The organism is Arthrobacter sp. AG258 (assembly GCF_004364695.1).
Taxonomy (GTDB): domain Bacteria; phylum Actinomycetota; class Actinomycetes; order Actinomycetales; family Micrococcaceae; genus Arthrobacter.
In genome coordinates this window covers 1-18,784 of record NZ_SOBI01000002.1, presented here as the reverse complement: position 1 = coordinate 18,784, position 18,784 = coordinate 1, and the positions used below count along the sequence as shown (strand labels likewise).

Below are 18,784 nucleotides of genomic sequence, written 5' to 3'. Positions count from 1 at the left end.
GCATGCGCACAAGGAATTCGTACGTGGCGAAGCTAAATCTGAAAGCCATCGAAGAGCGCGTCGCACCACTCGCCGGCCGTGAGACGTACGACCGCGAGTTCATCTTCGATCTCCTGCTCGCCTACGGAAAGCCTCAGAGCAGCGTCACTCGCCTGCGCAACGGCGATCTGAACGTCGCAGCTGACCAAGGGGGTGAGGTCGCGCAGAAGAAGGTTGTCTACTTCAAGGAGACATCTGGCGACACGCTGGAAGTGCTGGAAGAACTGAAGACGTCCCCGGACGTCGTGCGCTACAGCACGCGCTTCGTGATCGTCACCGACTACGTCGAGCTCGTCGCCACGGACACCCAGACCGGCGAGACGATCGGATTCCCGATCAGGGACATCGATCAGCACTTCACCTTCTTCCTGCCCTGGGCCGGAATGGAGAAGGCGCAGTACGTCGCCGAAACGCATGCAGACGTCAAGGCTGCCGAGCGCATGGGCAAGCTGTTTGATGAACTGCTCCGCGCGAACCCTGATCTTCTTAAGCAACCACGTGGACGCCACGCGCTTAACCTGTTCTTCACTCGTCTGCTGTTCTGCTACTTCGCCGAGGACACCGGGATCTTTGCCGAGAACCAGTTCACCAACGCCGTAGGGTCTCACACGCTGGACGACGGCTCGGACACCGCGGACTTCCTCACAGACCTGTTCACGGCGCTCGACACCGCAGAGGCGTCCGGCAGGCCCAAACACCTCGCGGCGTTCCCCTACGTCAACGGCCGGCTGTTCACGATGTCTGAGCACCACGTGGTGCCCATGTTCACCAAACAGGCGCGAGAAGAGCTCATCAATGCCGGCAAGCTCATCTGGCGCGAGATCAACCCGGACATCTTCGGCTCGATGTTCCAGGCGATCGTCACACCGGGCAAACGCAGCGACCTCGGTCAGCACTACACCTCGGTTCCGAACATCCTCAAGACGATCGAGCCGCTCTTTCTGAACGCGTTGAAAGACGATCTCGACGAGAGCTTCGACTCCGTCAAGAAGCTTGAAGCGCTGCTCGACCGGATCAGCGCCATCAAAGTCTTCGATCCCGCCTGTGGCTCCGGCAACTTCCTGATCATCGCCTATAAAGAGCTGCGAAAGCTCGAGCACGCTGTCCTCGAACGCCTTGCCGAGCTGGACGACAAGCACCAAGTGCTATTCGCCGAGTCCAGAATCAACATCGAGAACTTCTACGGGATCGAGATCGACGACTTCGCGGTTGAGGTCGCCATTCTTTCCCTGTGGATCGCCAAGCACCAGATGAACACGGAGTTCAAGGAGAAGTTCAACGTCTCGATCCCGCTGATCCCACTCAAGGAAACCGGCCAGATCAAGCAGGGCAATGCGACGCGCGTCGACTGGAACGCGATCTGCCCGAACGACGACGGTGAGATCTACCTGATCGGCAACCCACCATATGTTGGCTCAAGTATGCAATCGCCTGAACAAAAGGCAGATTTTTCATACGTTTTTGGAAGTCGACCATTCTCGAAAAACCTTGACTACATATCTCTCTGGTTCATGAAAGGCTCCGACTACATCAACAAAACTCGTGCTCAACTTGCATTCGTCACAACGAACTCAGTCGCGCAGGGCGAACACGTCAGCCTTTTATTTCCTACGATCTTCAATATGGGGATTGAGATAGGCTTCGCATACACCTCGTTCAAATGGGAGAACAATGCCAAACGGAACGCCGGTGTGACCGTCGCAGTGATCAGCTTGCGAAACGAGACATCAGCTCAGAAGTACATATTTGCAGACGATCTCCAGATCTCAGCCAAAAACATCAACGGCTACCTAGCTGACGCGCCAAGCGTCATCGTCGGACGTCGAACGAAGCCGATTTCAGGATCTCTTCCGCCGATGGTGTTTGGGTCGAAACCAACCGACGGCGGCCACCTCATCTTGAACCAGGCAGACCGTGGCAGGTTGCTCTCGATGGCCCCCGAAGCTGCAACTTTTGTTAAGAAGTACATAGGCGCTTCGGAATTCATCAACGGTGACGAGCGTTACTGCCTCTGGATCCGCGACGATGAAGTCCAAGAAGCGCATAACATTCAATATATTCACGAACGTATGGCACTCGTGCAAAAGGCACGGGAGGCAGAGAAGGCTAGCAGTATCTCCAAGAAGTTTGCAGCACAGCCGCACCGTTTTCTTCAACGCGCATACAAGCTCACCGATTCTATTGTCGTGCCGAGTGTTTCATCCGTGCGTCGAGCGTATGTTCCCATAGGCTACCTAGACAAAGACACAGTCGTTTCAAATCTTGCGTTCGCAGTTTACGACGCTGAACCATGGCTGTTTTCACTCTTGACATCGGCAATGCACATGTCGTGGACCCGGGCTGTCGGGGGCCGCATGAAGACTGACTATCGGTATTCAAACACCATCGTCTATAACAACTTCCCCATACCGCCACTGTCAGATGCGACAACGGAGAAACTCACCGCCGCTGCACTCCGGGTGCTCGACGTGAGGGAGTACCACTGTGAGCAGACTCTCGCGGAGCTCTACGACCCTGACAAAATGCCGGGTGACCTGCGACAAGCTCACGCCGAGGTGGACTCGCTGGTCGATTCGATCTACTCCAAGCGCGGATACGAGACCGATGAGCAAAGACTGTCTGACCTCTTTGCTATGTATGAGGAGATGACAAACGCCGAGGCCGCAAGGGCCCCAGTGAAGAAGACCCGGAGGACCGCGAAGTGAACGCGATCAAGAAGCCCATAAACATCGTTGACGTCACCTATGCACAAACGAAAGCTTCGGTGAACACGGACGTGCTGGGTATGCGCGACATGCAGCAGCGGGTCTTCGCGAAGCGTGACGCACAACACCTCCTCGTCAAGGCCCCGCCAGCGTCCGGGAAATCCCGTGCGCTGATGTTCGTTGCCCTCGACAAGCTGTACAACCAGGGACGTAAGAAGGTCATCGTGGCCGTCCCGGAGCGCTCAATTGGCGCGTCCTTCGCCTCGACGGAACTGTCCAAATTCGGCTTCTTCGCAGACTGGGAGATCAAGCCGGAGCACAACCTCTGTGATGCCGGCTCTTCAGCGGGCAAGGTCGACGCGTTCATCAGCTTCCTCGAAGGGCCCGATGCAACGCTCGTGTGCACCCACGCGACACTCCGCTTCGCGTTCGAGAGGCTGGCACCGGAGTCGTTCAACGGCACGGTTCTCGCGATCGACGAGTTCCACCACGTCTCTGCGGACATCGAGTCGAGCCGCCTCGGCGCGCTCCTGCGCGACGTGATGAACGGGAGTGACGTCCACATCGTCGCGATGACGGGCTCCTACTTCCGCGGGGACTCCGTCCCGGTGCTCTCGCCGGAGGACGAGGCCAAGTTCACGCCGGTCACCTTCAACTACTACGACCAGCTCAACGGATACGAGCACCTGCACTCGCTCGGCATCGGCCACCACTTCTACCAGGGCCGCTACACCGACGCGATCGGCGAAGTGCTCGACCTCGACAAGAAAACCATCGTGCACATCCCGAATGTCAACTCGGGTGAATCTACGAAGGACAAGCTCGAAGAGATCGGTCGCATTATCGATGTCATCGGGCACGTCGAGGAGACCGACCCTGACACCGGCATCATCAGCGTGCGCCGGCAGGACACTGGAATCATTGTCCGCGTCGCGGACCTCGTCGACGACACTGACCAAAAGAAACGCGGCGACACCCTCCACTACCTGGCTCATACAGCCTCCAAAAACCGCGACGCGGTCGACATCATCATTGCGCTGGGCATGGCCAAAGAAGGCTTTGACTGGCCGTTTGCCGAGCACGCCCTCACCGTCGGGTACCGGGCCTCTCTGACCGAGGTCATCCAGATCATCGGCCGGGTCACCCGCGACAGCCCAGGCAAATCCCACGCCCAGTTCACGAACCTCATCGCCGAGCCCGACGCCTCACAGGGCGAAGTGAAGGTCTCGGTCAACAACATGCTCAAGGCCATCACAGCATCGCTCCTCATGGAGCAGGTCCTCGCGCAGAACTTCACCTTCAAGACGAAGAAGTTCGACGGCGACGATTCCGCGGTGCCGGGGCAGCTGAAGATCAAGGGCTTCAAGGAGCCATCGAGCGCGCGCGTGAAGCAGATCGTGGAGACTGATCTGAACGACCTGAAGGCGACGATCCTCCAGGACGACACCTTCGCGCGGGCCGCCGCCGCCTCAGTGGACGCGGAGACGACCAACAAGGTGCTGATTCCGAAAATCATCCGCGAGAAGTACCCGGACCTCACAGAGGCGCAGGTGGAAGAGGTGCGGCAACAGGTCGTCGTGGACTCGGTGATCAAGAACGGCGAAGTGCGCACTGTAGGGGACAAGCGGTTCATCAAGATGGCGGAGAAGTTCGTCAACATCGACGAGCTAAACATCAACCTCATCGATTCGGTTAACCCGTTCCAGCGAGCGTTCGAGGTCATCTCGAGGTCGGTGACGACTTCGGTGCTGCGGATCATCCAGGACCAGATCACTGCCACCCGAGTCGAGTTCACCGAGGAAGAGGCGCTGGCCCTCGTTCCCCGGATCAAGAACTGGATTAAGGTCAACGATCGGAAACCGGACCCGAGGGCCGAGGACCCGACTGAGAAGCGGTATGCAGACGCACTGCTGTGGCTCCAGCGGGCCAAGCAGAAGCTTGAAGCACAGAAGCGCGCGACTGAGATGGTGGAGAGCGAATGAGCGATTACGACGACGTCCTCGAAGCAGCACCGTCCTCCCTGCAGGACCTCATCGACAACGACCTCGACGGGCTCCTCGACGCGCCCGAGAAACCCAAGAAGATCACCTCGTCCGACCGGCTCGAGCGGGCGTTTCTGGAAATTGTGGAGTTCCGCCGGACGCACGGGCGTCTGCCTAGCTCGGCGACCCGAGAGGTCGCCGAGCGGAAGCTTGGGGCCCGGCTCGAAGGTATCCTCGCCAACGACGAGAAGATCGCAGCGCTCAAACACCTCGACACGGAGTTCGAGCTGCTGGCAATAGAGGCAGCTCCTGAGTCGCTGGACGATCTTTTTGAGAGTGATGACCTGGACGATCTGCTCGGCGACGACTCCGGCATCCTCGACGTGTCGGATCTGCCCGTGATCAAGCGTCCCGAGGCTCCGGACTCGGTTGCCCAGCGGGTGAAGTCCGAGGACTTCGACCTGTTCGAGCCGCTGTTCAAAACGAAGCACGCCGAGCTGGCCCAGGGCACGTACAAGCTGATGCCCTTCACTGGCATGGATCTCATCCGCGAGGGTGTGTTCTTCGTGCTGAGCGGCGTCATGTGTTTTGTTGCAGAGGTCGGCGAGGACGTCGACCTGATCGTTGGTGGTAGGCCGAGGCAGAAGCAGCGCCTGCGCGTCGTCTTCGAGAACGGCACGGAGTCGGCGATGTACAGGCAGAGCCTCATGACCCGTATGTACGAGGCGCAGGGCCAGGTCCTGGCGCGGACCGGCCACGATGCGGACGAGGTCCTCGACGCGGACGTGGAGAGTGGTCATATCTACGTGCTGCAGTCGCTCAGCGACGACCCCCAGATCGCGGGAATGAAGGACCTTCACAAGATCGGTTTCTCCACCACCAAGGTCGAAACCCGCATCAAGAACGCGGCGCATTCGCCAACCTACCTGATGGCACCCGTGAAGGTGCTGGCGGACTACCAGCTCTTCAACGTGCGTGCATCGTGGCTGGAGCATCTCTTGCACCGAGTGTTTGCCGAGGTGCGTCTGGATCTGACGCAGGTCGACCGGAAGGGACGCGATTACGACCCCTCGGAGTGGTTCGTGGTGCCGCTGGAGATCATTAACAAGGCCGTTGCGATGATTATGTCCGGCGAGATCACCGACTATGTCTACGACGCCCAGCTCAAGGAACTCGTCGAACGACAAAAGGGAATGACCAATGGCGGTTGAGATGGGCTTGTGGCGGGCAGAGGGCGGCCAACTCAGCCGGATCGTGCCGGTATCAATCGGCTTGGAATCCCAGTTGGAGGGCTACATCGAGTCTGACCCGTCAGTGCTTGGCGAGCCGCTTCTCGTCATTGGCCGGCAGGTTCCGACGGCACATGGGGGATTCGTAGATCTGCTCGCGCTGGACGAAACGGCGTCGCTGCACGTAATCGAACTCAAACGCGACAAAACTCCACGCGATGTTGCCGCTCAAACCCTCGATTATGGCTCGTGGGCAGCAACCCTTGGCCGAAGCGATATCGACAATATCTTCGCCACCTACCGTCCAGGCCTTGCTCTTGAAGAAGCGTTTGCCGATCGTTTCGGCGACACTCTTCCGGAAGAGGTCAACACTGCACAAGAATTTACAATCGTTGCCGCCAGCGTTGACAACGCTACCGAGCGCATCGTGCGGTTCCTCAATGAAGACTTCGATGTTCCGATCAACGTCGTCTTCTTCAGACATTTTCAGGACAACGGATCTTCGTACCTTGCCCGCAGCTGGCTGGTCGATCAGAGCGAACAAGCCAAGTCGTCCATTTCCGCGATCTCGCGGAAGAATAAGACACGTGAGCCTTGGAACGGGTCTGACTGGTACGTCTCATTTGGTGAAGAGCCAACAGGCCGGCAATGGGTCGACGGCATGAAGTACGGTTTCGTCTCGGGCGGCGGCGGCAAGAGATACTCTCAGACGCTCAAGAATCTGCCGATTGGTGCCAGAGTCTTCGCCTACATTCCCAAGATTGGGTATGTAGGAGTTGGTACCGTCGCCGGCGAAGCCCAGCGATACGACCAAAGCACGCTTCTCGTGAACGGGGCCGATCGACAGCTGCATGAACTCGACCTCTCCGGGAATTATCGCCACGAGGGCGATGAGAACGACGACAATGCTGAATGGGTTGTTCCGGTCGAATGGATACGGGCCGTTCCACAAGCGCAGGCCGTGCGGAAAACGGGTCTTTTCGCCAACCAGAATACGGCTACAAGGCTGCGAAACCAGTTCACGATCGAGCACGTGACCGCTGCTTTCGGGCTTGATGGCTGAGCATCGGCGGATGGCCCATCGAGAGTTATGCGGACAAGAGCGGTCGCGAGTAGCAGGCCTAACCCTCGCCTGAGGCGACGCTCGTGTCGAACCAAGCCACGATGGGAGAATCGTGAGGATGACGACGGCGCTTCCCGATCTCTGGACCGACTGGTGCTCCGTCACGGGCGTGCCCACCCATAAGATCGACGAGGTATCGCTCTCGTGTTTCTCGCAGCAGGCGCAGCCGTCCCAGGCTGTGCTCGCGGCTCTGCGCCGGCGGCTGGCTCCCATAGATCCCGTCGCCCCGGCCTGGCCGCGCGGGCACCGGGACGACCCTGATTCCCTGCAGCGGTTGATCCGGCGCGCAACGGCGATCATCCAGCACCCGGACACCCACTGGGTTTTCCGGCTGCGGCTGCGGCGGATGCTGTTCGCGGCGGTGCTGCTGGCACGTCGCACCCACGGAGGCCTCGGACTGGACAGGTCAGCTGCGCTGGGACTGCGGCCGGACGGAATGCACCGGGTGCGCGGGCAGATCGGTGTCGCCCCGGAACCGGATGCCTGTCCGGCATGCGCCACCTGGTCGTGGCTCGATGTGATCGGCACCAACAGCGGGTGGTCGCACGGCTCCGTCCGCGCCCTGGGGAACCGCCGCGACGAAGACGGCCCCGCGCACCGGCACCTGCGGCCGGACCCCAATCCGGACTGGCACCTCTGCGTCGGCATGCTGCCAGCCGTGGACCGCTGGGGATGGATCGATGCCTACCGCTCCATGCACCCATCCTCGCTGTCGGCGGTCATCAGTGCCGCAGCCCTGCTGCTCGACAGTCCGGAGCCCGCACCTGCGCCGGTGCCTGCTGCAGCTGCGATGCCGGCCAGCCCCAGGCGGCAGATGTCGCGCGAGGAGGAAGAGCAGATCCTCAAGCGCGCCGATGAACTGACCGCGCGCGTCGAGGCGATCCTTCGCGAGTTCGACACCGGCCGATAAAGTCGTGTGTATGGGATTCAACTGGGAGCAGGTCCTCGGGACCAATGGTGCAGGCCTCTCCGATACCTACGACCAGAGCGCCTCGGACGAGTTGTACCAGGACCACCCGAGCGCGGCTCCGCCAGCAGGTCCGGAAGACCCGGGCGATGAGGTCGTCCGCCTGCCGTTCGACGAGAGCTGAGCGCAGACCGACGTGAGGCATGACTGGCTCCCGGACCGCCACCTCGGCGTTGCCGCCACACTGGCACATGCAGAGGAGCTGATCGGACAGGTTTCCGCACTGCTGTTCGCCTACCAGACGCAGCCCGACGGCATCTTCGGGCTGGTCGAAGTGCCCACGACCGCCGCGTTCAGCTGCACAGTCGTTGGGCGCGTGGCTCCGATCCCACGGAAAGTGCCGCTCCTCGTAGCCGACGCGCTCGTGACGCTTCGGGCTGCGCTCGAACACACCCTTTTCGCAGAGGCCGAGTTCCTGGACGGTGCGCCCCTCGACGCGAAGGCGGCCAAACTGGTCGAAGTGCCTGCCTCGGACACCTGGGAGAAATTTGAGGACTGGAAGAAAAAGCGGGCCCGCAATGGGCCTCCGTCGCTGCGAGGGCGGGGAGAGCTCGCCCGACGGCTGGAGGCCCTGCAGCCGTTCCACCGTCGGATGGAGCCGCAGTCCCATCCTCTTGCCCGGCTTGTGCTGCACACCAATCATGCGAAGCACAGGATGCCGGCGATCACCGCGGTCCGCCTGGCTGCCATGTACGAGGACGACCGGATGCCCCGTTCAATCCGTGATCTTGCGCCTCGGCCCGAGGAACCGCTGCGTGTCGGCGAGGTCATCGCCCAGACACCCATCGGCACGAAGGTCCCCGTCACCCTGTTCCCGACAGTCGGGATCAATCGGCCGGGTACTGACCGGTGGCCGGTGCTAATCGAGGAGCTGGAGGAGATCGCCCACTGGGTACGCACGCAAGCCGTTCCGCGCCTGATCACAGGGACCGAGCCACCCGAGCCTGGGCTTCCGACGCGCTACGAGATCTCCGTCGGACATGAGGACGAGCGCCAGGCGATGTCGGCGGGGTCGACGACATCGGCCGGGGAACGCCACAAAAAGGCCTTGGTTGCAGCATCGGCGCGTGGCGATCTAGCCGAGATGATCAGCATGATAGATGGCTCCCCGAGCGAACCGCAGATCGCCAGGTGGCTGGCTCAGCTGAACGATGAGGAGGTGCTCGAACAGATGTCGCGGCTGCGGGTGGCATTCGACTACGACCCCGAGGTCGAGCGGCACAATCTCGAAGTCCTGAAGGGCTGTCGAGATGCGGCGCTCAGGTTCGGGGACAGCGACGGGCCCCACAAGAAGTAAGCTGGGTCCCCTCGACGGGATGCCCGTTTTGGGACATAACCGCAGGTCAGGGCGCATGCACGCTTAAGTGTGCACTCCTCCCGGGGCAGGTAAAACCATGCTTGCGGAACGGTTGCCGGGCCTTTTGCCGGATCTTGGTGACCATGAGTCCATGGAGGTCACGGCCATCCACTCGCTGTGCGGCCTGCCGGCGTCCGCGGTCCAGCTTCTGCGCCGGCCACCCTTTGAAAACCCGCACCACTCAGCCACTGCGGCGGCCATCATCGGAGGCGGTTCAGGACTTCCGCGGCCGGGCGCGGCATCCCGCGCCCACCGCGGCGTGCTGTTCCTTGACGAGGCCCCGGAATATGAACGCCGGGTTCTCGATGCCTTGCGTCAGCCCCTGGAGAGCGGTGAGCTGGTGATCCACCGGGCGGCCGGGACTGCCGCCTACCCGGCCCGCTTCCAGCTGGTGCTGGCCGCAAACCCCTGCCCGTGCGGCAAGGCCTCCGGCAAAGGCCTGGACTGCACGTGTACCCCCGTGATGCGCCGCCGTTACCTCGCCAGGATGTCCGGCCCACTCCTGGACCGGGTGGACATCCAGTTGCAGGTGGAAAGGGTGTCCCTGGCCGAGTTCGGGCAGGCCGGCCGGGAGGAAGATACCGCAACGGTCGCACTGCGGGTCAGGGCAGCGCGTGAGCGGCAGGGAGAGCGGTTGCGGTGCTTTGGCCTGGAAACGAACTCGCAGGTCCCGGGGCGCATCCTGCGCGGTGACTTGCGACTCGCTCCGGCAGCCACCCGGATCCTGGACCAGGCCTTGGAGCGCGGGGTCCTGACCGCCCGCGGCTATGACCGCGTCCTCCGGCTGGCATGGACCTTGGCCGACCTGGGCCGGCGGGACCTGCCGGACGCCAACGACATCGGGCAGGCGCTTGGCTTGCGGCAGGCTGCCGCGGCGGTGGCTTGAGGAGGACGGCAAACGTGAACGAACTAAAGGAACTGCGCGTGGCAAACGATTCGGCAAACCATCCAGCAAAGGTTGACGAGCGGTTGGCCCGGGCAGCGTTGTCCCGCCTCATGGAGCCCCAGGACGCCGCAGGCCTGGCCCTCGTGCATGTTGCTGGGGCAACGGATGCCCTTCGGATTGCCACCGGGCGGGTCACGGCCGGGGCTGACCTGGAGCGTGAAATCACCTCGTTGCTGGCTGACAGCGGGGCGAGCAGCTGGGCGGGAATGGCTGCAGCCTTGAAGCGCTGGCAGCCGCGGATCCCTGACCTGGCTCCGGAACGTGACCTGGCCACGATGGCACGGCTGGGTGGCCGCCTGATCATTCCCACGGACGAGCTGTGGCCCTCCCAGCTGGCCGACCTCGGCATCCAGGAGCCCCTGTGCCTCTGGTGGCGGGGTCAGGAACACCCGCTGCCGGACGCAGCCATGTCCATCGCCCTGGTAGGTTCCCGCGACAGCACCAGCTACGGGGCTGCGGTAACAGGGGATCTGGCATACTCGCTGGCGCAACGGGGCTTCACGATAGTGTCGGGCGGCGCCTACGGCATCGATGCACACGCGCACCGTGCCGCCCTCGCGGGAGGATCCTCGGCCGTCCCGACCATCGCTGTGATGGCCGGCGGAGTGGACCGGTTCTATCCGTCGGGAAACGAGGACCTGCTCCGGGCCGTGGCCAACCAAGGCGCGGTCCTGGCGGAGGTACCGCCGGGATCCGCTCCCACGCGGTACCGGTTCCTGCAGCGGAATCGGCTGATTGCTGCGCTTTCGTCAGTGACAGTGGTGGTGGAAGCGCGGTGGCGCTCCGGTGCGCTGAACACAGCCCACCACGCCGAAACCCTGGGGCGGGCAGTGGGGGCGGTCCCCGGATCAGTCCACAGTGCCAACTCGGCCGGCTGCCACCGGCTCCTGCGGGACGGCGGCGCGGTTTGCGTCACCGATGCCGCGGAAGTGTCCGAACTCGCCGCGCCCAGCGGAGCGGGGCTGCCCGAACAACGGCCAGGTGCAGCCGCCGTGCAGGACGGGCTGACCCTGGAGGACCTGATCCTGCTGGATGCACTTCCGCTGCGCTCCACCACGTCGGTGGAAAAGCTCTCGGCGGTGGCCGGATTGGGACAGGACTCGGTGCGCGCCGGCCTCGGCCGGCTGGGGCTGCTCGGGCTGGCCGTCTCTGAACGCGGCGGCTGGAAACGAGGCAAGGTATGACCGTGTCCGGCTGCGGTGAACGAGGGCAAGCCTGAGACAGTGTAGGAGTGGACCATGACGAACTGCCCAAGGAGCTCGGCTCGGCACTGGACGCATTTGCCGCCTACCTGTCGGGGGAGCGGGCCGTGTCGGAGCATACCCGGCGTGCCTACCTGGGGGACCTGCGGAGCCTCTTGGCGCACGCCGCATCCGAGGGCGCGACCGGGCTGAAGGACCTTGAACTAGGAACCTTCCGCCGTTGGCTCGGCAGCCAGAGCTCGGCGGGTGCCGCACGCTCAACGCTGGCGCGCCGGTCCGCTACGGCCAGGGCATTCACTGCCTGGGCCCTCCGGGAAGAACTTCTGGAGACGGACCCCGCCCTGCGCCTGAAAGCCCCCAAGCGCGAAGGATCATTGCCGGGAGTACTCCAGGCCTCCCAGCTGGCGCGAATGCTGGAAGGGCTCGAAAACTCGGCACTGGACGGTGACCCGCTGGCCGTCCGGAATCGCGCCATCGTGGAACTCCTCTACGCCACGGGCATCAGGGTAGGTGAACTTGCCGGGTTGGACGTCGACGACCTGGACCCGGACCGCCGGACGCTGCGGGTCATTGGCAAAGGCAACAAGGAACGTACCGTGCCCTACGGTGTGCCGGCCGCCCTCGCTGTTGACGATTGGCTGCGGCGGGGCCGCCCTGCCCTGGCGACGGGCACCAGCGGGCCGGCGCTGTTCCTGGGTGCCCGCGGTGGCCGGGTTGACCAACGCCAGGTCCGCACCCTGGTCAACGTTCTTTTCGGTGCCCTCGGTGACACTTCCGTGTCCGGGCCCCACGCCTTGCGGCATACCGCTGCAACCCATTTGCTCGACGGCGGCGCGGACCTGCGTGCCGTGCAGGAGATCCTTGGCCACAGCAGCCTCGCCACGACCCAGATCTATACCCACGTCTCGGTTGACCGCCTGCGGAAGAGCTACCAGCAGGCTCACCCCCGGGCCTGACGGTGTGGCTCATCGCACTGGCGTAATTCCACGGGGTACGGCACAATGAGAGTCACGTCCGGCAACTTTCAAGTCCCGCTTGAAGCTCCCTGAGCTTCATGCGGCTCGGCAAGTCCGGACACAGCTTAATCTGATACACCTGAATATCGGGAACCACCGCCGCAGTGCAGGGCACGGCAGTTCCATCCGGGCAGAGGTCGTTGGGGAAGACGTACCTAGAGCTATGGAGGATGGAATGTCTGTTGCAATGACCCGCGGTGTGCTGTTTGTTCACTCGGCCCCTACGGCCCTGTGCCCCCATGTCGAGTGGGCAATCGGGGCTGTGGTGGATAAGCGGACGGACCTGGAGTGGACCCCGCAGCCTGCCGCGCCCGGAATGTTCCGTGCGGAGCTTTCCTGGACCGGAACCCCCGGCACGGGATCCAAGCTGGCGTCCTGCCTCCGTGGCTGGGCGCACCTGCGCTATGAGGTGACCGAGGAGCCCACCCAGGGCGTGGACGGCGGCCGGTGGTCGCACACGCCAGAGCTGGGGATCTTCCACGCCGTCACCGACGTCCATGGCAACATCATGGTGTCGGAGGACCGCATCCGCTACGCCTACGAATCGGGTGCGGGCGATCCCGCCGCCGTCTACCACGAACTCTCGCTGGCCCTGGGCGAGGCGTGGGACGAGGAACTGGAACCGTTCCGCCACGCTGCCGAAGGCGCCCCCGTCCGCTGGCTGCACCAGGTAGGTTGACCGACGTCGTCCTGCCGGGCGGCCAAACGAGTACCCATCCATAGCACAAGAGGAGGCCCCGCCAGCCGGCGGGGCCTCCTCTTGCTGTCCACGCGTTGTGCAGGACAGGGACTAGATGCTGCGGATGGCCACCACGGCGTTGTGTCCGCCGAACCCGAAGGAGTTGCTGAGTGCCACGATGCTGCCGGCAGGCAGGTCACGGGCGGAGGTGACAACGTCGAGCGGGATCTCGGGGTCCTGGTTCTCGAGGTTGATGGTGACCGGAGCCTTGCGCTCATGGACGGCCAGGACGGTCAGGACCGCCTCCACCGCGCCGGACGCGCCCAGGAGGTGCCCCATCTGCGACTTGGTGGCGGAAACCGCCACGTTGTCCACGTGGCTGCCCAGGGCGGCACGCAGTGCCGTGTATTCCGGCTTGTCGCCTACGGGGGTCGACGTCGCGTGGGCGTTGACGTGCACCACGTCCTCGGCCTGGATGCGGCCGTCGAACATGGCTGCCTTGAGCGCGCGGGTGGCGCCGAGGCCTTGGGGATCCGGAGCAGTGATGTGGTAGGCGTCGGCAGTGACGGACGTACCCGCGAGCTCGGCGTAAATACGTGCTCCACGGGCCAGGGCGTGCTCCTCGGCCTCCAGGACCAGGGCTCCGGCCCCTTCACCCATCACGAAGCCGTCACGGTCCGTGTCGTAGGGACGGGAGGCGCGCTCGGGCTCGTCATTCCTGCGGGACAGTGCCTGCATGGAGGCGAAGGCCGCCAACGGCATGGGGTGGATTGCGGCTTCTGCGCCGCCGCACATCACTACGTCCGCCTTGCCGGAGCGGATGAGTTCGAGGCCGAGGTGCATGGCTTCGGTGCCTGAGGCGCATGCGGACACCGGGGTGTGGGCGCCGGCTCGGGCGCCCAGGTCCAGGCTGACGGCCGCGGCCACGCCATTGGGCATCAGCATGGGAACGGTCATGGGCAGGACCCGGCGCGGGCCCTTCTCCTTGAGGGTGTCCCAGGCATCCAGCAGGGTCCAGACCCCGCCAATGCCGGTGGCGAACGCAACAGCCAACCGGTCCTGGTCGAATTCGGTGATGCCGGAGTCGGCCCAGGCCTCACGGGCCGCAATGACGCCGAACTGCGTGGATGGGTCCATCCGCTTTGCTTCAACCCGGCTCAGGACGTCCAGCGCGGGTGTGCTGCAGCGGGCAGCGAAATGGACGGGGAGCTCGTACTTGGCTACCCAGTCGTCCTCCAGGGTGCGGGCACCGGAGACCCCCTTGAGGGCGTTGTTCCACATGGTGGGTACATCGCCGCCGATGGGCGTGGTGGCACCCAGACCGGTAATGACTACTTTGCGCGTCATGGGATCACTCTTTCGTCGGTGGGGAATCCGCCTGCGCCAACCGCAGGGTCCCGCACATTTGATGATCGGCCAGTCCCGGTCGGGGCACTGTGCCGGTTAGATGCGGCGGGCTGCCGATCCGGTCAATCCGGATCGGCAGCCCAGCCAAGCCGTGAGACGGCGGTAGCCTGGATTAGGCCTGTGCTCCGGCAATGAAGCTGACGGCGTCGCCGACGGTCTTGAGGTTCTTGACCTCTTCGTCCGGAATGCGGACGCCGAACTTTTCCTCGGCGTTGACCACGATGGTCATCATGGAGATGGAGTCGATGTCCAGGTCCTCGGTGAAGGACTTGTCCAGCTCGACGGCCTCCGGGGCCAGGCCGGTCTCTTCGTTGACGATTTCAGCCAAGCCGGCCAGGATCTCTTCGTTGCTAGCCATTGGTGGCTCCTTTTCTTGTATTGCCGGCAGGGGCTGCCGGAAACGGTCGGGTCGCGGTCGCGGCCCTTGGGCGTATCTAGGGAAGGACAATTACCTGCGCGCCGAAGACCAGCCCGGCGCCGAAACCGATCTGCAGCGCCAGCCCGCCGCTCAGCCCGGGGTTCTCCTGCAGGAGACGGTGCGTTGCCAACGGGATGGAGGCCGCGGACGTGTTGCCGGCGTCGGCAATGTCCCGTGCCACTGTAACCGTCTCGGGCAGCTTCAGCTTCTTCACCATCTCGTCGATGATGCGCATGTTCGCCTGGTGCGGGATGAAGGCAACCAGGTCTTCCGCCTCGATGCCGGCAGCGTCGAGCGCCTGCTGGGCAACTTTCGCCATCTCCCACACGGCCCAGCGGAACACGGTCTGGCCGTCCTGCCGGAGCGTGGGGTAAAGTTCCTGCGCTTCTTCAAGGAGGGCAAGGTCGCCGGTGGAATCGGACTGCCGGGCCGCCATGCCGAGATCGCGGACGTCCAGCAGGGAACGGGTCATGCCGATCGCATCCCATTTACTGCCGTCCGAACCCCACACCGACGGGGCGATGCCGGGAGTGTCGGAGGGACCCACGACGACGGCGCCGGCGCCGTCCCCGAGCAGGAAGGAGATGGTGCGTTCCCGGTTGTCGATGACGTCCGAGAGCTTTTCCGCGCCCACCACCAGGACGTACTTGGCAGCGCCGGAACGGACCAGGGCGTCGGCCTGGGCAATGCCGTAGCAGTAACCGGCGCAGGCTGCGGAGATGTCGAAGGCCGGTGCCGGCGTAGCGCCGATGCGGTCCGCCAGGCTGGCAGCGGCTGAGGGTGTCGCGTACGGGTGCGTCACGGTGGACACGATGACGGCGCCGAGCTGCGAAGGCTCGATCCCGGCCTTCTGCATGGCCTCGCGGGCAGCGCCCTCAGCCATGTCGATCACGCTCACGTCCGCGGCCGCACGGTGCCGGGTCACGATGCCGGTGCGCTGGCGGATCCACTCATCGGAGGAGTCGATCCACTGGCACACGTCTTCATTCGTGACGATGACGTCCGGACGGTACGCCCCCAGCCCGAGGATGCGGGTGTGCTCATGGATGGGAGCCTGCTTCAGCGTGGGGACGCTCATGCGTTCCCCTCCAGTTCTGCGAACAGTGCCAGGGCGGCAGAGAGGTCTTCGGGAGTCTTGACCGCTACCGTCTTGACGCCGGGCATGCCTCGCTTGGCGAGTCCGGCCAGGGTGCCTGCGGGGGCGAGTTCGATGAGTCCGGTGACACCGCGCTTGACCATCGCGTCCATGCAGAGGTCCCACCGCACCGGGCGGGAAACCTGGGCGATGAGGCTCTCGACGGCGGCACCGCCGTCGGTGACCTCGCCGCCGTCGTAGTTGGACAGCAGGGGCACCTTGGGGGCTGCCGGGTTCAGCTGCGGCGCCAGCGCCTTAAGCGCGTCAACGGCCGGTGCCATGTGGCTGGTGTGGAACGCACCGGCCACCTTCAACGGAATCACCCGGGCCTTGGCAGGCGGGTTCGCGGCCAGCGCCTTCAGCTGGTCGAAGGTTCCGGCCGCAACGGTCTGGCCGGCGCCGTTGACGTTCGCGGGGGCCGTGCCGGCTGACTCAATGGCAGCCAGCACCTCGGCGGGGTCGCCGCCCACGACGGCGCTCATGCCGGTGGGCGTGACGGCAGCCGCGGCGGCCATGCTGTTGGCCCGTTCGCGGACAAAGGTCATGGCTTCCTGCTCGGTCAGCACGCCGGCGAGGGCGGCAGCAGTGATTTCACCCACCGAATGGCCGGCGAGGATAACCGGAAGGGAATTGAGCTCCACGTCGAAGAGGGAAGCCGCCGTGACCAGGCCTGCGGCAACGATCAGGGGCTGCGCAACGGCAGTGTCCTTGATGGTTTCCTCGTCGGAGGTGGTCCCGTGGGCGATCAGGTCGATCCCCGCGATGTCGCTCAGGGCGGCCAGCTGGCCTGCCACCGAAGGTAGTTCCAGCCAAGGGGCCAGAAAACCCGGGGTCTGCGAGCCCTGTCCAGGGCAGACTATTGCAAGCACGTAACCAGCTTTCCAAATTACTGTGTGATCCAGCGGTGTTTCACCGCACCAAGCTCACGGGGTCAGGTTGTAGGAAGTCTACAATGACTCACGCTTGGTTCCGGGACGACTGCCGCTCCGTGGCGGCCTTTGGCGGGGCAGAAAGGCGGCCCACCACGAGCGCTGCCTGAAGCACAAAAGCCTCCCTGGGCAGCAGCGGGTCCCAGCCGGTGACGTCGCAAACACGCTTCAACCGGTACCGGACGGTGTTGGCGTGGACGAAGAGTTCCCGTGCCGTTGCCTCCAGCGAATGTCCCAGCTCAAGGTAGGTTCCCAGGGTTTCCACCAGGCCGTTGGACGCTGCCACGAGGGGCCGGTAGATATTCTTGACCAAGGAACGCCGTGCGGCATCATCGCCGGAAATCACCCGTTCCGGCAGCAAATCGTCGGCCGCTACCGGCCGAGGCGCCGACGGCCACGCCCGGGCGGCAGTGAGGCCGGCAAACGCCGATTGCGCCGATCCGCTGGCCTCCAGCAGGGAACCGGCCTCGGGGCCGTAGACCACGGGGCCGGGTGCGAACATTTCGCTCAGTTTCACATAGGCCGATTCGCGGTCCTGCACCCCGCCCAGGATGAGGATCAACCGGTCGCCCTGGATCCCCACCAGTGCGTCCTCTGCGAAACGCCCGGCCATCCGCCGCAGTTCGCTCACGTAGCTGGCGCTGGGTTCGGACGGCGAGTTTCCCACCATGACCGTGAAACGCTCCTGCGCCTTCCAGCCGAGGGCCGCGATGCGGGAGCGGAGCGCATCTGTGTTTTCACCCCGAAGGATCGCATCCACGATCAGGGCTTCCAGCCGGGTGTCCCAGGATCCCCGCGATTCGGCGGCCCGGGCGTAGACATCGGCTGCGGCGAACGCGACTTCACGCGAGTACCGAAGGACTGCTTCGCGCAGGGACGGCTGGTCTGCCTCCGGCGCAATGACGGGAACCTGGTCCTCGACAACCTCCACCACGATCCTGATCAGCTGCAACGCCTTCTGCAGGCTGATGGAGCGGGTCAGTTCCGTGGGCGCCGTCCCAAACACATCCGTCAGGATCCACGACGGAGAGCTTGGACGCTCGTACCAGGTGACGAATGCCGCGATCCCGTTCTGGGCCACCATGCCCAGGGCCGACCTCTCGTCGGAGCTGAGCCGGCTGTACCAGGGCAGCGACTGCTCAAGCTTGCGCATGGTGGTTGTGGAAAGCTGGCCGACGTTGGCCCGCAGCTGCTTTAGGGTTTCGGACTTCTCCGGTGTGACCTTCGGCGGGCTCGGTTTCCGTTTGGCGGACGGGCTGGCTGGTGCTGGCATTCTTTGAGCATACGGCCCCCACCGCGCAAGCTCCATTTGTGCGAAGGCTACAATCCGCTTTGCGCTGCGTCACAGCAGGCAGGCACCCCGGAACGGACAACGGCGGCCCCCTCCGTGATGGAGGGGGCCGCCGTTGGGGCTGCTGCGAAAGGCTGTCAGGCCTCCCCGCCGGCATTGCCGGTGGTGCCGGCATTGACGTTGAGCAGCTTGTACTTCTCGATGGCCTTGACCGGGGCGTCAACATCCACCTCGCCACGGCGCGCCAGCATTTCAAGGGCACGCACCACGATGGAGTGGGTGTCGTTTTTGAAGTAGCGGCGGGCTGCTGCGCGGGTGTCGGAGAAGCCGAAGCCGTCGGCGCCGAGGGTGGCGAATTC

At 64.0% G+C, this 18,784-nt stretch carries 16 protein-coding genes and 1 pseudogene; 11 read left to right on the top strand and 6 right to left on the bottom strand.

Going from position 1 to position 18,784, the window contains the following annotated elements:
* The first annotated feature begins 23 nt into the window (after positions 1-23).
* From DFO47_RS03335 to DFO47_RS03290, 11 genes and pseudogenes are all read left to right on the top strand, one after another.
* Positions 24-2,744 carry a DNA methyltransferase gene (locus tag DFO47_RS03335; protein ID WP_208294358.1) on the top strand — a complete coding sequence of 907 codons (2,721 nt, stop codon included), beginning with the start codon at positions 24-26 and terminating at the stop codon, positions 2,742-2,744.
* A 59-nt stretch (positions 2,745-2,803) separates the two neighbouring features.
* Positions 2,804-4,726 (top strand): DEAD/DEAH box helicase, encoded by a 1,923-nt coding sequence (locus tag DFO47_RS03330; protein ID WP_243835324.1) that lies wholly within the window; start codon positions 2,804-2,806, stop codon positions 4,724-4,726.
* Entirely contained in the window at positions 4,723-5,937 is a 1,215-nt protein-coding gene (locus DFO47_RS03325; protein WP_133830688.1) for a GIY-YIG nuclease family protein, read from the top strand. The genes DFO47_RS03330 and DFO47_RS03325 overlap by 4 nt, the downstream gene beginning before the upstream one ends.
* Positions 5,927-7,018, top strand: coding sequence for an endonuclease NucS (locus tag DFO47_RS03320; RefSeq protein WP_133830687.1), 1,092 nt, complete (start codon positions 5,927-5,929; stop codon positions 7,016-7,018). Before DFO47_RS03325 ends, DFO47_RS03320 begins: the two co-directional genes overlap by 11 nt.
* Positions 7,019-7,136: 118 nt before the next feature.
* The gene (locus tag DFO47_RS03315) at positions 7,137-7,988 is read left to right on the top strand and encodes a hypothetical protein (RefSeq protein ID WP_133830686.1); all 852 of its coding nucleotides are present in this window, start codon (positions 7,137-7,139) and stop codon (positions 7,986-7,988) included.
* 10 nt (positions 7,989-7,998) lie between these two features.
* Positions 7,999-8,169, top strand: coding sequence for a hypothetical protein (locus DFO47_RS21055; RefSeq protein ID WP_166651669.1), 171 nt, complete (start codon positions 7,999-8,001; stop codon positions 8,167-8,169).
* 12 nt (positions 8,170-8,181) lie between these two features.
* Positions 8,182-9,342, top strand: coding sequence for a hypothetical protein (locus DFO47_RS03310; RefSeq protein ID WP_133830685.1), 1,161 nt, complete (start codon positions 8,182-8,184; stop codon positions 9,340-9,342).
* Between the two features lie 76 nt (positions 9,343-9,418).
* A pseudogene (locus tag DFO47_RS03305) lies at positions 9,419-10,288 on the top strand (ATP-binding protein); the annotation flags it as partial.
* A gap of 110 nt (positions 10,289-10,398) precedes the next feature.
* A complete protein-coding gene (dprA, locus tag DFO47_RS03300; RefSeq protein ID WP_243835363.1) occupies positions 10,399-11,532 on the top strand; it encodes a DNA-processing protein DprA in 1,134 nt (377 codons plus the stop codon).
* 47 nt (positions 11,533-11,579) lie between these two features.
* Positions 11,580-12,506: a tyrosine recombinase XerC gene (locus DFO47_RS03295; protein ID WP_133830684.1), complete on the top strand. Its 927-nt coding sequence runs from the start codon at positions 11,580-11,582 to the stop codon at positions 12,504-12,506.
* A 235-nt stretch (positions 12,507-12,741) separates the two neighbouring features.
* Positions 12,742-13,245, top strand: coding sequence for a DUF3145 domain-containing protein (locus DFO47_RS03290; RefSeq protein ID WP_026264214.1), 504 nt, complete (start codon positions 12,742-12,744; stop codon positions 13,243-13,245).
* Between the two features lie 111 nt (positions 13,246-13,356).
* Here DFO47_RS03290 and fabF read toward each other — a convergent pair whose 3' ends face one another.
* From fabF to DFO47_RS03260, 6 genes are all read right to left on the bottom strand, one after another.
* Positions 13,357-14,592 (bottom strand): beta-ketoacyl-ACP synthase II, encoded by a 1,236-nt coding sequence (fabF, locus tag DFO47_RS03285; RefSeq protein ID WP_018759986.1) that lies wholly within the window; start codon positions 14,590-14,592, stop codon positions 13,357-13,359.
* Between the two features lie 172 nt (positions 14,593-14,764).
* Complete coding sequence (locus DFO47_RS03280) at positions 14,765-15,010, bottom strand: acyl carrier protein (protein ID WP_009359314.1); 246 nt, start codon at positions 15,008-15,010, stop codon at positions 14,765-14,767.
* A 76-nt stretch (positions 15,011-15,086) separates the two neighbouring features.
* Positions 15,087-16,148: a beta-ketoacyl-ACP synthase III gene (locus tag DFO47_RS03275; RefSeq protein WP_018759985.1), complete on the bottom strand. Its 1,062-nt coding sequence runs from the start codon at positions 16,146-16,148 to the stop codon at positions 15,087-15,089.
* The gene (locus DFO47_RS03270; RefSeq protein WP_206073900.1) at positions 16,145-17,074 is read right to left on the bottom strand and encodes an ACP S-malonyltransferase; all 930 of its coding nucleotides are present in this window, start codon (positions 17,072-17,074) and stop codon (positions 16,145-16,147) included. Before DFO47_RS03270 ends, DFO47_RS03275 begins: the two co-directional genes overlap by 4 nt.
* Positions 17,075-17,162: 88 nt before the next feature.
* On the bottom strand, positions 17,163-18,407 hold the full coding sequence (locus DFO47_RS03265; protein WP_018759983.1) for a helix-turn-helix domain-containing protein: 1,245 nt from the start codon (positions 18,405-18,407) through the stop codon (positions 17,163-17,165).
* Between the two features lie 155 nt (positions 18,408-18,562).
* On the bottom strand, positions 18,563-18,784 hold a 222-nt coding region (locus tag DFO47_RS03260), incomplete at its 5' end, for a hypothetical protein (protein ID WP_133830683.1).